General features: G+C 33.4%; 8 protein-coding genes. 7 read left to right on the forward strand and 1 reads right to left on the reverse strand.

The features are described 5' to 3' along the window. Positions 1-275: 275 nt before the first annotated feature. Together alaS and ABYI63_RS03665 are read left to right on the forward strand one after the other, a co-directional pair. Positions 276-2888, forward strand: a complete 2613-nt coding sequence (alaS, locus tag ABYI63_RS03660; protein WP_372753547.1) for an alanine--tRNA ligase — start codon at positions 276-278, stop codon at positions 2886-2888. A 93-nt stretch (positions 2889-2981) separates the two neighbouring features. Then, positions 2982-3950, forward strand: a complete 969-nt coding sequence (locus ABYI63_RS03665; RefSeq protein ID WP_372753549.1) for a GSCFA domain-containing protein — start codon at positions 2982-2984, stop codon at positions 3948-3950. Here the strand turns inward: ABYI63_RS03665 and ABYI63_RS03670 are convergent. Beyond that, entirely contained in the window at positions 3943-5133 is a 1191-nt protein-coding gene (locus ABYI63_RS03670; protein ID WP_372753551.1) for a helix-turn-helix domain-containing protein, read from the reverse strand. The two genes, ABYI63_RS03665 and ABYI63_RS03670, sit on opposite strands and share 8 nt — an antisense overlap. Before the next feature lie 362 nt (positions 5134-5495). On the opposite strand from ABYI63_RS03670, the gene ABYI63_RS03675 reads away from it, so the two are divergent. The 5 genes from ABYI63_RS03675 (at position 5496) to ABYI63_RS03695 (ending at position 14415) form a co-directional block, all read left to right on the forward strand. Next, a complete protein-coding gene (locus tag ABYI63_RS03675; protein WP_372753553.1) occupies positions 5496-5951 on the forward strand; it encodes a T9SS type A sorting domain-containing protein in 456 nt (151 codons plus the stop codon). Positions 5952-5988: 37 nt separating this feature from the next. Then, entirely contained in the window at positions 5989-6621 is a 633-nt protein-coding gene (locus ABYI63_RS03680) for a hypothetical protein (protein ID WP_372753555.1), read from the forward strand. Positions 6622-6687: 66 nt separating this feature from the next. After that, positions 6688-9963, forward strand: coding sequence for a beta strand repeat-containing protein (locus ABYI63_RS03685; protein WP_372753557.1), 3276 nt, complete (start codon positions 6688-6690; stop codon positions 9961-9963). A 12-nt stretch (positions 9964-9975) separates the two neighbouring features. Continuing rightward, on the forward strand, positions 9976-12018 hold the full coding sequence (locus ABYI63_RS03690) for a hypothetical protein (RefSeq protein WP_372753559.1): 2043 nt from the start codon (positions 9976-9978) through the stop codon (positions 12016-12018). A gap of 519 nt (positions 12019-12537) precedes the next feature. After that, complete coding sequence (locus ABYI63_RS03695; RefSeq protein ID WP_372753561.1) at positions 12538-14415, forward strand: PQQ-binding-like beta-propeller repeat protein; 1878 nt, start codon at positions 12538-12540, stop codon at positions 14413-14415. Positions 14416-14560: the final 145 nt, after the last annotated feature.

A 14560-nucleotide genomic window follows, 5' to 3' on the forward strand; every position in this document is an offset into this window, starting at 1 on the left:
TATTAAATGCAAAATATATTGAATTCTAATAGCAAACGACAAAATTTAAAAATTAGTATTATTAAAGCTAATTGATGAAAAAAATTAAGTTCGCTCTCTATTAACCTTTTAAATAGATTGAAAAGAGTAAAGATAAAAATTGTTTTGCAATTAATATAAAATAATAATCCGGTAACCTATTTTATTGATGAAACAAGCATGTAAAAGAATATGTTTTTTAATCATAAGTTTAATAGCGAACTGCATGTAATCATTAAAAAACAAAAGTATCATTCATGAAATCACAAGATATTCGTTCTAAATTTTTAAGTTTTTTTGAAGATAAAAAACACAGCATTGTACCATCGGCTCCTATGGTTTTAAAAGATGACCCAACCCTAATGTTTGTAAATTCGGGGATGGCGCCTTTTAAAGAGTATTTTCTAGGTAATGCTGTGCCAAAAAACAACCGTATTACCGATACGCAAAAGTGTTTGCGTGTGTCCGGAAAACATAATGATTTAGAGGAAGTTGGTTATGATACCTACCATCACACCTTATTTGAAATGTTAGGTAACTGGAGTTTTGGCGATTATTTTAAGAAAGAAGCAATTGCATGGGCTTGGGAATTATTGGTGGATGTTTATGGAATTGATAAGGATATTTTATATGTAACCGTTTTTGAAGGTAGTGAAGAAGATAACCTTCCCATGGATATGGAAGCTTACGATTTATGGAAACAATTTATCTCAGAAGATCGTATTTTAAAAGGAAATAAGAAAGATAATTTCTGGGAAATGGGCGATCAAGGACCATGTGGACCATGTAGCGAAATTCATGTTGATATCCGTTCTGCAGTAGAAAAAGCTAAAGTTGATGGTAAAACATTAGTTAATGCAGACCACCCACAAGTTGTTGAAATTTGGAATTTAGTATTCATGCAATACAACCGAAAAGCGAATGGTAGTCTGGAAAGTTTACCAGATAAGCACATTGATACCGGAATGGGGTTTGAACGTTTATGCATGGTATTACAAGGAGTACAGTCCAATTACGATACGGATGTTTTTACACCCATAATTCGTGAAATTGAAACCATTACCCATAAGAAATATGGTACGGATGAAAAGGTAGATGTTGCCATTCGAGTGATTGCAGACCACGTTCGTGCCGTTGCATTCTCTATTGCCGATGGGCAGTTGCCGAGTAATACAGGAGCGGGTTATGTAATACGCCGAATTTTAAGACGCGCAGTGCGCTACGGATTTACATTTTTAGATAAAAAAGAACCTTTTATTTACCGTTTGGTTGATGTGTTGAGCGAAAAAATGGGAAAAGCATTCCCAGAAATGAAAGCGCAAAAACAATTGGTTGAAAATGTGATTAAAGAAGAAGAACAATCCTTTTTAAGAACCTTGGATCAAGGTTTGGTGTTGTTGAATCGCATTGTTGAAGAAACAAAAGGCAGTATGGTCTCGGGGGAAAAAGCATTTGAATTATATGATACTTATGGCTTTCCAATTGATTTAACAGCTTTAATTCTTTTAGAAAAAGGGTTGAAACTTGATGAAAATGGCTTTAATGAGGAACTTCAAAAACAAAAAAATCGTTCACGTGCTGCGAGTGAAATGAGTACCGAAGATTGGACTGTCTTGATAGAGGATAAAGAGGAAGAGTTTGTAGGCTACGATACGCTTGAAGCTAACGTAAAATTAGCTAGATACCGAAAAGTAGTTTCTAAAAAAGATGGAGAAATGTTCCAAATGGTGTTTAATTTAACCCCATTTTATCCAGAGGGTGGAGGTCAAGTTGGTGATAAGGGGTATTTGGAAGATTCACACGGAGATGTTGTTTATATTTTAGATACCAAAAAGGAAAATAATGTTATCATTCACTTTGCTAAGAATTTACCTAAACATATTGATGAATCCTTTAAGGCAGTTGTTGATGCTAAACAACGTCACAGAACGGAATGTAACCATACGGCAACACATTTGTTACATCAGGCATTACGTGAAATTTTAGGAACACACGTAGAACAGAAGGGTAGTGCAGTGCATTCCAAAAATTTACGATTCGATTTTTCACATTTTTCAAAGCTTACTAATGATGAATTAAAAGATGTTGAAAATTTTGTGAATGCAAGAATTTCAGGAAAATTGCCTTTGATTGAAAAACGAAATATGCCAAAAGATGAAGCCATCGCCGAAGGAGCTATGAGTTTGTTTGGTGAAAAATATGGTGATACCGTGCGTGCAATTCGTTTTGGGAAATCTATAGAGCTTTGTGGTGGTACCCATGTGAAGAACACAGGAGATATATGGTATTTTAAAATAGTATCAGAAGGTGCTGTGGCGGCAGGAATTCGTCGTATTGAAGCCATTACTAATGATGCTGTCAAGGATTTTTATTCTGAAAACAGCAAGTTGTATTTTGAAATGAAGGAATTGCTAAACAATGCACAAGAACCGGTAAAGGCTTTGCAGAGTTTGCAGGATGAAAATGCGAATTTGAAAAAGCAGGTGGAAACGTTGTTAAAAGAAAAAGCAAAAAACATTAAAGCTAATCTTAAAGGAGAGTTACAAGAAATAAATGGTATTCAATTTTTAGCTAAAAAGTTAGATTTAGATGCGTCGGGTATTAAAGATGTGTCTTTTGAGTTAGGTCAGCAATCCGATAATTTATTTTTATTATTTGCTACCGAAATTGAAGGGAAAGCCTTGCTGTCTTGTTACATCTCTAAGGAATTAGTAGAAAGTAAAGGTTTAAACGCCGGACTTGTAGTACGTGAACTTGGTAAATACATCCAAGGTGGCGGTGGTGGACAACCATTTTTCGCAACGGCAGGAGGTAAAAATCCAGCGGGTATTGACGAGGCTTTAAAAGAAGCTAAAAAATATATAGGATAGAACAAATAGTTTTAAAGACTCAAAATTGCGAAGTTTTATAATTAATCTAATTCAGCAATTTTGAGTCTATTTATGCTATGAAACTTTAAATATGTGAATCTTCAAACAAAAATACCTTTAGCAAAACAGTCTAACAATTTAATAGACTATAATACCAATGCGTTATTGATAGGGTCTTGTTTTGTTGAAAATATGGGGAGTAAATTATCATATTTTAAGTTTCAGAACCTGCAAAATCCGTTTGGTATTTTATTTCAGCCAAAGGCTATTGAAGTGTTAATTTCAAAAGCAATTCATCAAAAAAGGTATTTAGAAACGGATGTTTTTTTTCATAATGAACGATGGCATTGTTTTGAGGCGCATTCAAAATTAAGTGCTTTAACTAAAGAGAAATTGCTGTTTAACTTAAACAAGCAGCTAGATTTAACCGCTTCCTATTTAAACCATGCAACCCACATTGTAATTACCTTGGGTACAGCTTGGGTATATCGTTTTCTGGAAACAAATCAACTTGTTGCTAACTGCCATAAAGTGCCGCAAAAACAGTTCGGAAAGGAATTGTTGTCCGTTGAAGATATTTCGGAATCGTTACAAGCTATAGTCAATTTAGTGAGAAGCGTAAATTCAAAAGCAGCCATCATTTTTACGGTGTCTCCCGTTAGACATTTAAAAGATGGATTTATTGAGAACACGCAAAGTAAGTCTCATTTAATAACGGCTTTACACCAACTATTAAATTCGAAAGGGTTAATAGTAAATCATAATTGCTTTTATTTTCCTTCGTATGAAATTATGATGGATGAACTGCGTGATTATCGTTTTTATGCTGAAGATATGGTGCACCCTAATCAAATAGCAATTAATTATATATGGGAACTATTTCAAAGCGTTTGGATGTCGGATGAAACTTTAAAATTAATGAACCAAGTTGATGTGGTTCAAAAAGGGCTTCAGCATAAACCGTTCAATCCTGATTCCGATGCACATAAAAAATTTCTTCAAAAGGTAGAAGCGCAGAAAATGCAACTACAAACCAAATTTCCGAATATAAATTTTACGTAGAAAAATTAAGGTTTTTAGTTTTTAAATAGTCTTGAGGAGAATAGCTTGTTACTTTTTTAAAACTACTAAAAAAAGGATTGTAGGAAGCAAAACCTGTTTCGTATGCTAATGATTCTAAGGTGTTAGTTTTTAAATAGCCAGCCTTCATTAAATTTATACTGTCTTTAATTCTGCTATTCATTCTGTATTCCGAAAAAGGAATTCTGGAGTGGTATTTAAACAAATAAATGATATGGCTTGTTGGAACCCCGAGTGCGTTTGCTAAATCATTAGCTGAAGCTTTAGGATTTCTAAAAATAAAATGTTCATTGCTTAATTTATCAATTTCCTCAGTGTAGCTGATAATATTAGCCATTATTTTCTCTTGTAATTTATAATCTTGCTCGCTTTTGGTATCGGTTATTTCTAAAATCCAATTATCACTTTTATTTGTTGAAATTTGCTTGGCTTCTTCGTCAGGTAACCCGAATTTTAAAATTTTCTTATTTAGGATAGGTAACCCATATAAAATTTCTGGTGTAATTAAAATTTTAAAATAAATGAATAGCCAAAACAGTAGTGAAATTTTGGCTAAAGATTTTCCTGAAAGTTCTACATCCTTATTTATTTCCGTGTAAACGGAAATAAGCATTATTAATACAGACAGCACATTGATGGAGAACAAATAAATTGTCCAGTTTTTCACCAATTTAAAATGTTTGTTGTTAATAAGGATATCTTTTTTAAACCAAATATTTTTTCTTAATGTATTGTAAATCAATACCAAGTAGAAAGATAAAAATCCAAGGATTAATATGAAGTTGGTTGCTTTTCCATAAAACACCATGTAATTTTCTCGAATAAAACCATTCATATTAATAATAAATAGTCCTACAATAAAAATAAGATGCTTTAAGTCTTTAAGATTGTAAGTTTTACTTTGAAGTATTAGATTTTTATGATACAAATAGAAGAACGGTACAATTATCAAATAAAAAACAGAATGCGGACCTCTATCTGGTTTTAAGACATCTTGTAAGCCTAATTCAAAACTTCCATGAATTAAAAAGCGAAAGGAAATTATAATAATTATGAATAATAGATATGCATTGAAAAAAGGGTTTGATTTATATGATGTAATCATTAGCCCTATAGTAACAGTGCCAATGATTCCAGTAATGAAAAATAGTAAGGATTCTAACAATTATATCAAGTTTTCAGTTTCAAAAATAGCACATTGTTTGGTAGTTTTTGTATAAAACTGGTTAAATGAATTGAGGCGCTTTACCGTTAATTTAAAACATACAGCATAAATAATTTTTTACTTACAATTTGTTAGAACTTTTTTCTTACTGATTTGCTTAAAATGTTATTGTTTCTTAAAAAAACACGATAAAATGTTATTTTTTTACGATGAAATGTAATTTTAATTAATATGTTTGCAACGTTACTTGATTTCATAATTATTGCAAGCTTGTGTAAATTAAATAATAATAACCCTAAAAATTTAATCTATTTATGAGAGTATGCCTATTAATATGCATTTGTTGTTTCCTGCAGCAAAAAATGCAATCACAAACAAACCTGTTAGTAAGATCGACAACAGGAACTTCTGGAAATTCTGCAGTTATAGTACAAGACAATGCATCTTACATGGTTCAAGAGAGTATTGGACAGCCAAGTGCAATAGGAACATTTAATAATGGCTCTTACAGTATCCGTCAAGGATTTATTCAACCAAATGTTTTATCCCAAGTTATGGATATAAATGTACCTCTTAACCTTCAAGTAAGTATTTATCCAAATCCTTTCAAAGAACAAATTTCTTTAACTTTTAATGAAGATATTGAAGGAGAAGTAGTGTTAACAGTGTGCAATATGCTTGGTGCTAATGTGTTTTTTGGCGCTTTTGCTTCTTTAAACCAGATAGATGTAAAATTAAACAATTTGCAATCTGGTGAGTATATACTTAAGGCGGTTGCAAATAATAAACAATTCATTGGGAAAATTTTAAAAAATTAAAAACCCAAAAGTCATTAACTAAATCAATCAATTAAAAATGAATTTAAAAAAAACTACTCAAATAGTCTTATTCTTTTTGTTAACCACAGTAACATGGGCTCAAGAAATTTATATTGAAACAGGAAAGGCTTCAACCTCCTTTGATTACAAGGATTCCGAAGGCTCTAGCTTGGATAATTTATATGCGACCACGCATAGCTTTTTGGCCATGGGTTATAAAACCAAAGTATTTAATGAAAAAATAATTGCAGGTTTAGGTGTAGCATATTCAGGTTATGGTGCCACCGGAAGTGATAACGCAATAGAACATATTATGGCATGGGATGCTAATTATTTAGAATTTAATTTAGGGTTGGACTATAGGTTGTTTAATATAAACAAAGCAGCATTTTACGCTAAGGGAGCTGTTGCTACGGGGGTTTTGTTAGAAGGAACCCAAACCTTGAATGATGAAATTATCGATCTTAAAGGAGTTGATGATTTTAAAAATCCTATGATAAGTTATAAAGCAGGTGCATCTGTGTTATATCCAGTTGCTAACGATTTATCTTTTTATATCCAGTATATGTATGGTAAAAGTTTAAATCTATCAAACAGTGCCGATGGAGAATCTCTAAAAATTAAAAGTAACAATATCAGTTTTGGGGTGGTTATTAAATTATTGAAATAAACATACATAACCTCAAAGCGCTTTAACAGCCTAAATATCAATTTATAAAAACCTAACCCAAATTTTATGAAAAAAGTACTACTTATTCTCTTATTAATGTTCGCCGGTTTTTCTGGATTTTCACAAACACCTGGTATTAGCTATCAGGCTGTAATTTTAAATCCGAATACAAAACAACTGCCAGGGGCTAATGCCCAATCCAATATCTTAGCAAATAGCAAGGTATTTGTTCAATTCACAATTATCAATGAGTTTAACAGTCAGGAGTATCAAGAATACCATCAAACAACTACTGATGTATACGGAATGATAAACCTTTTAATAGGACATGGAACTAAAACTAGTTTCAATAGCTTTAATGATGTTATTTGGAATGGTTTTTCAAAAAAATTAAAAGTAGAAATTGATTTTTCAGGAAAAGGCAATGCCTATACATTACTTAGTGAACAGGAGTTAACCTTTATGCCACAACCCGGTCTTTTAGAAGATACAGAGGCAATTTTAACCAATACTTTAGAAATCAAGGCGGAAAGAGACAGAGCAATTTCAGCAGAGACGGCATTACAGACGTTAATAGATCAAAATATAGCAAATGTAGAAGCAGCCATAGCTATAAGTTCTAGCGCCATAGATGCAGAAATAATTAGAGCTACTAACGCAGAGGCTGCCATAACAGGTAAGTTTACTACGGAAATTAGTAACCTAACAAATGCAAACACGACTTTACAAGCGAATATTGAAACAGTGCAGTCGGATGTTGATGCTAACGAAACTGCCACAAATAATGCCATTGCAGCGGTACAAATGAACGTGGATGCTAACCAGACAGCAAGTGAATTAGCCGACACCAATCTAGGATTAGCGATAGCCGCAGTACAATTGGATGTAGATTCTAATGAAACTGCAACAAATAATGCCATTTCAGCGGTACAAATGAACGTGGATGCTAACCAGACAGCAAGTGAATTAGCCGACACCAATCTGGGATTAGCGATAGCCGTAGTACAATTGGATGTAGATTCTAACGAAACTGCCACAAATAATGCCATTGCAGCGGTACAAATGAACGTGGATGCTAACCAGACAGCAAGTGAATTAGCCGACACCAATCTGGGATTAGCGATAGCCGCAGTACAATTGGATGTAGATTCTAATGAAGCTGCCACAAATAATGCGATTGCTGCAGTTCAAGCAGATGTAGATTCAAATGAATTAGCTGTTAATAATGCTTTAGATTTAAAAGCAGCATTGCTTTCCCCTAATTTTACTGGAATACCAACGGCACCAACAGCTATAGTGGGAACCAATACAAACCAAATAGCAACTACGGAATTTGTTACAACGCAAAGTGCTAATTTTTTGTCATTAACAGGAGGGACTCTAATAGGAGCATTCAAGGGAACATCAGGTACATTTTCTTCTTTTCTAGACGCTTCTTCCCTAACTTTAAGAAATGCAACTAGAGATTGGGGATTTGGTTTAATTGGTGATGATTTAGTTATCCATCAAGGAGGATGTTGTAATAGATTTATAATTGATTCGGATGGTAGAGTGGCTATTGGAGCAAATTACACACCTTCGTATCAACTAGATGTTCAAGGTGATGGTCGTTTTACATCCAATTTATTAGCAAACTCATTTGTGAAATCTGGAGGAACAGATTCTCAATTTTTGAAGGCAGATGGAAGTGTAGATTCAAATGAGTATTTAACAACAGCCTTAGCAACTATGGGTTTTGTGGATTTAACTACAAATCAAACCATTGCAGGAGCTAAAACTTTTAGTAATGATGTAATTGTAAATGGTATTAAAATAGGAAGAGGACTTGGCGATAATGATCAAAATACAGCCATTGGAGCTTCCGCTTTAGGCACCGGAACAGGAACGAGAAATACGGCCATAGGTTATGCCGCTCTTAAGGATTATGCCGGAACAAGCTTCGATAATAACACCAGTGTAGGTTATTTCAATATGCCAAGTTTAACAACGGGTGATGGGAATACCTCTGTAGGAGCAGAATCTTTGTTGGGTCTATTAACAGGGTCTTCAAATACATCTATAGGTAATCAATCTTTAATAAACACATCAGGAAATAATAACGTTGGTGTAGGGAAAGGTTCAGCTAGTACTTTAACAACGGGTTCTAATAATACCATTATAGGAACAGAAGCTAATGTTTTAATAGATGACCAAAATAATTCAACAGCAATTGGTTTTCAAGCTGTAGCGTCTGGTAGTAACACCATTCAATTAGGTAACGGAAATGTAACTTTGGTAAATACAAGCGGAGCCATCACATCTGGTGCCGAAATAACTGCTACTTCTTTTGTGAAATCAGGAGGGACATCATCTCAATTTTTAAAGGCAGATGGATCGGTTGACTCATCTGTATTTGCACCTTTGGCTTCTCCATCATTTACAGGAATACCATTGGCGCCAACTGCAGCAGTAGGAACTAATACTACTCAAATAGCAACTACTGCCTTTGTTAAATCCGAAATTTCAACAGCAACAGTTACAAACAATAGTAAATATGTAGATTTAACTTCCGTTCAAACCATTACAGGAGCTAAAACTTTTAGTCGAAAAATATTTGCAATAGCAAATAGTTATGCTAATACAGCAATAATGAATATTGGGTTTTCGCCTAATGGAGAAAATCTATCAAGTATCGCTATGGGTATTGATGCTTTAAAAACTCACCAATATGGTGCAAGAGTAATTGGGATAGGTAATGAATCTCTCTATAATGATTTAAGAGGGGTAGATAATATTGGAATGGGTTACAGAACATTATTTAACCTAAAAGATGTAAATAATGATTGGGGTAATGGGAATATAGCTATAGGAAGTGAATCTGGGATAAACCTTACAACTGGGGATTATAACACATTAATAGGCACAAAGTCGAATACCTTAACTAGTGGAATAAGTAATGGAATTGCAATTGGATATCAGGCTGTTGTAAACGCAAACAATACCATTCAACTAGGTAATTCAAGTATTACAGATGTTAAAACCAGTGGAGCTATTACTGCTGCGTCTTTTGTTAGGTCTGGCGGAACTTCTAGTCAATTTTTAATGGCCGACGGTTCGGTTTCTGCAGGAAGTGCTCCTGTTAGAGAAGTAGCTGATGAGTTTTTGCTAACAGGAACTCAATCTATTTTCACCTTGTCTCAAACGCCTTCATCAAATAGTAAGGTTAAAATGTATGTAAATGGTATAAGAATAAGTAACACAGCTTATAGTGTAAGTGGTGCAACTTTAACCTATGTGCCTGCAAATAATGGAGGGAATGATTTAGGAGTAAATGATAGAATTCAGTTTGATTTTTATTATTAAAATTTGAAAAACATGTATATAAAAATCACAAGATTGATATGTCTTTTTTCGTTACTGGCATTCGCGAACAGTGTTAATGCAGGTACTATTATTAATAGTTCTGTGGTGTTAACTCAAAGCGATTTAAACTCATATACTTGGCCAGTAACAATAAATGGAGGCACCTTAGCATCACCAGTAGTTGTAACTCTTGGCGAGGATGTTGTTTTATCTAACACTCAGAATTACTTTATTTTAAACGGAAGTTATATAAATTTTAATGGTAATAATCATACGGTTACGATCTCAGGAATAGGATTCTATAAAGGGTTAATAAATAATGGTTCATATCAATCATCTTGGGTTCAAGACCCTAATGATCCTAATGATTATATTCAAGAAATAACTATTGTAAACGGTTTTTCAAACATCAATATTTTTAATTTAACTGTTAATGCTATAAATAGTGACTTAGCTTCTGGACAAGGTTGGATTGGGCAGAGTGCTTTTTCAATAAATGCCACAAATGGTGTTTTTGAAAACTGTAGTTCAAATGGTCCAATTCGTCAAGGTTCTGGTGGGATAGTTGGGGAAAGAACCAGTGTGACGGTTAAAAGTTCTTCTTTTTTTGGCAATCATATTGGAGGTTATGCAGGTGGTATTTTTGGAGAAAGATCATCTGGTACTGCAATTAGCTGTTATTCCTTAGCTCCTTCTTTAGGGAATAGAGGCGGAGGGATTTTTGGAGGCAACGCCCTAAATGCTACGGCCATAAATAGCTATGCAACTTCTACAATTGTAGGTAATTCTGGTGGGATTTTTGGAGGGTTCTCAACGAATTGTAATGCATCTAATTGTTATAGTCTTGGAACGATTGACCCTTCAGGAGGTGGTATTTACGGTAGAAATTCTTCGGGAGGTAGCGCAACAAATTGTTACAGTGCCAATGGGAATTGGAATGATGGTACTGCCAATGGTATTTTACAAGGTATTGGGACTATTTGGAATGATCCAAATACTAATTTGGATACCGTAAATTATAATTTGAAACCAAGCCCTACCATTGTTAGTACAACGCTTTCTTCTGATAATAGTGAAATAGTTGTGACGTTTAGTGAAAGTGTATATAACTCAATCTCTGGTGTTGGAAGTTTAGAGGCAACAGATTTTTCTTTGTCAATTTCTGGTGGTGCAGCAAATCTTGCTTCAACAACGCCAATTAGTGTAACCACGTTAGATAATATTAGTTTTACCTTAGGTATTGAGTTAACCGAGTTAGCAAATGGTAATGAAATCTTAACGGTTAAACCAACTATAAATTCAATTTATAGTGCTTTGGGTCAGGTGGTTAGTGTTTTTCAAGGTAGTAATACTTTTAAATTATACGATTTAACGCCTTTAGTTATTACTGGGCCTTCATTGTTTACCGGAGCTACTAGTTCTATTTCAATTAATGAAAATATAAACGAAGTACACACGTTTACAGCTAACAAAACAGTTTCATGGAGCTTAGGAACTACTTATGATGAAGCTCTATTTTCAATAAATTCATCAGGAGATTTAGCCTTTAAAACAGCTCCCGATTTTGAGAGCCCATCAAATGGTTTAAATACTAATTCCTATGTTGTTGATGTAATAGCAACAGATGCTTCTAGTAATATTTTAAACCAAACAGTAACAATTACTATAGATGATGTTGCTCCTGCTGTATTAAGCAGTTTAGATCCTGTTTCAAAAACGTATTTTGATGGGAGTTATACTATAATACCTCCTACAAGTAGTAATTCTAATCTAGTAACATTTACTAGTAGCAATCCATTAGTAGCTACAGTTAGTGGAACATCAGTTACAATAACCGGAATAGGATCAACAACCATAACAGCATCTCAAACATTTGATGCAACTTATGATAATGCTGCTACCTCCTATACATTAACTGTAGTTGGTATAAGTGTTGTCACAAAACAAGGCACGATTAGCGAAACAGACTTTAGTTACATTGATAGAAATGGTAAAATAGGGGGAGCTACAAGTATAACTAAAAATGGAAAAATAATAGAGGTTCAGAGTTTGTAAACATAGATTTTAATATAAATAGTATTTTGTTAATTTACATTATTTAGAGGGCTGTCTTAAGTAAAGGCAGCCCTTTCTAATTTAAAAATCAGAAATTGTGTGTAATGCTTTTTAATAATATTGTTGAAATCGCAGAATTGGTGTTGTGAAATTAATAATAACACTTTTTTATACTTACTATTTTGCTTAAATAGTTATTGATATATGCAAAAAAATGATTGTGTTATGTTCTGTAACTATTTACTTGAAAATTTATTAATATGTTTACATTGCTATTATAATTAAAGTTATTGGTTTGCTTTTGTAAATCAGTGAGGTATTTATTGCATTAGTATTAGAATAAAAATTATTGAGGGCTTTAATTTTTACAAGAAGTGATTCTAATACGTTCTTAAAAAGGTTGTCTTAAAGACAACCTTTTTTTTTCTACTTATCATAAAGATACGCAATTCATCGTATTGACATCATTTCTATAAAGTTGCAATTTTGGGTTATTAATAACCATAAACAAAATCAACAATGAGAAGATTAAACCAATTTGTATTTCTGTTAGTTGGGATTCTAACTGTAAATGTAACTTTAGCTCAAAAAGCAGAAGCACCAGAGCAAACCTACGACTTAGGTGCTAACATTAATGAAATGACATTAACCGTAGGTGGTATTTTAGTTGCCGCTACAAATGAAGGGTTGGTGGGTATAGACCCAAAACAAAGCACACCAGTATTCACGTTTAATAATTTTGGTAAATTAAAACCGGAAGAAACTGAATTTATTCCAGCATCACCATATATTGTGATTTCTCAAGGTACAGATTCCAAGTTTTCTGGATTTGCAAAAACAAAAAGAGCAGTTATAAACTATATTACTGGCAAGGTAATTTTTAATTCTGAAACTGATAATTGGAATCAAATTTATACATGTAATGTAGTTTTGCCTCAAAATAAATTGATTGTTAGTGGGATACAAAAAGAAGGTGATAAATTTGAAAAAATGACACCTAAAGTTGCTGTTTACGATTTAAGTACACAAAAGTTAGATTACAGTTTCTTTTTAGATAAACCAGGTAGAGTCGGTATTGCTAAAGATTTCAGTGTAACAGGTGTGCCTTTATTATTAAGGAGTATGTTAATCATTCCCACAGCTCAAGGCTTAATTGCTAAATCTCACAAAGGAGATGATTTATGGGAATGTAAAATTAAAGGCATTAACTGGATGGTTGCTGATGAAACTGAAAAAGAAATTTATGGATTTGAAACCACCGTTAATGGTAAAAACACACGTATTCATAAAATAGGAAGCAATGGGGCGGAACTTTGGAAAGACGATAGGAAAGTACAAGGAAACGTCTCTAATTTTCAAATTTTGCCACAAGGAATAGCCGTGGTTAGTGATAAAGTAGCCGCAGAAGAATCTGAAATAGCATTTTTAAGTGCATCAACGGGTGAAGATTTATGGGAAAAAGCACCAAAAACAAAAGGTTTTGTACAACATTTTTATGTGCAGGATGATGGTATATTGTTTGGAATTCAGCAAGGTGGTATCAACAAGATTTCATTTGATGGAAAAACACTATTTAAAAAACCATTAAAAACAGGAGCAAATATTATGGTTATGGCCGAGTCGCCTCAAGGTTTAATTTATATTACTAGTGAAGATGCTAATATAGTGGATTTAAAATCTGGTGAGCAAGTTTGGAATAAACCATTGAAATATAAAAATTCAGCAGCCGTTGCTTCAGCATTTGATAATTCTAAAAATAGATATCTAATAGCAGCCGATGGAACTCTTTATGCTATTGATGCTAAATCGGGTGACGTTAAAGAGTTGGGCAATGTTAAATTTGATGAAAAGGAAGTAGCTAATACCATGGAAATGCGTAACAATAATATCTTTTTAAGTTCTTCACAAAATGTAGCATTGCTTGGAACTGATGGTAAGGAAATATATCATGCTTATTATAAATCGCCATCACAAAGTGGATTTGTAAAAGTACTATCGGGCGCCATAGCAGTGGCATCAACAGGTTTGGCTATGGCACATGCTGCCAAAGCAGGAATGAATAGAACCAATAGTTATGGCGATTCTAACGATTTGGATAATTATAACGATTACGGAAAAGAAAACAAGCGCGCGGCCGATATGTTCGCTTCCATTGGAGATGCTTCCTTCCAAATGATGTCTAAGCGTTTTAAAGCAACTGCAGCAACTGAGAATGCACAATTTATTTTAACAAAACTTGATGCTGGTGTTGGCTTGGTTAAAGTTAATAAAGATACTGGTAAAGTAGATAAAGAAATAGTTCTTAAAGATAAAAAACCGGAATATCAGGTGGACGAAATTGCTGGGGTGTTATATTACAAAGCTAACGATAAAACTATTCACGCTTATAGCTTGTAAAAGTAGAATCTTGTTGTTGAGATTTGTTTGATTAGGCGTAATAAATACGATTATTGCGCTTAATCTTTTTTAATAACAGTTTATCGAAAAAGAAGTTGTTTTTGAAGTAAAAAAGCTAAATTTAAATGCTATTAATCAGTTCAGT

It is taken from the genome of Mariniflexile sp., from assembly GCF_041583155.1.
In the GTDB taxonomy this organism is placed as follows: domain Bacteria; phylum Bacteroidota; class Bacteroidia; order Flavobacteriales; family Flavobacteriaceae; genus Mariniflexile.

Excerpts from the sequence above, each read along its gene's own strand:
- ABYI63_RS03690 (WP_372753559.1), top strand. The coding sequence starts at position 9,976 with ATGTATATAAAAATCACAAGATTGATATGTCTTTTTTCGTTACTGGCA.
- ABYI63_RS03680 (WP_372753555.1), top strand. The coding sequence starts at position 5,989 with ATGAATTTAAAAAAAACTACTCAAATAGTCTTATTCTTTTTGTTAACC.
- ABYI63_RS03695 (WP_372753561.1), top strand. The coding sequence starts at position 12,538 with ATGAGAAGATTAAACCAATTTGTATTTCTGTTAGTTGGGATTCTAACT.
- ABYI63_RS03675 (WP_372753553.1), top strand. The coding sequence starts at position 5,496 with ATGCAATCACAAACAAACCTGTTAGTAAGATCGACAACAGGAACTTCT.
- ABYI63_RS03685 (WP_372753557.1), top strand. The coding sequence starts at position 6,688 with ATGAAAAAAGTACTACTTATTCTCTTATTAATGTTCGCCGGTTTTTCT.
- alaS (WP_372753547.1), top strand. The coding sequence starts at position 276 with ATGAAATCACAAGATATTCGTTCTAAATTTTTAAGTTTTTTTGAAGAT.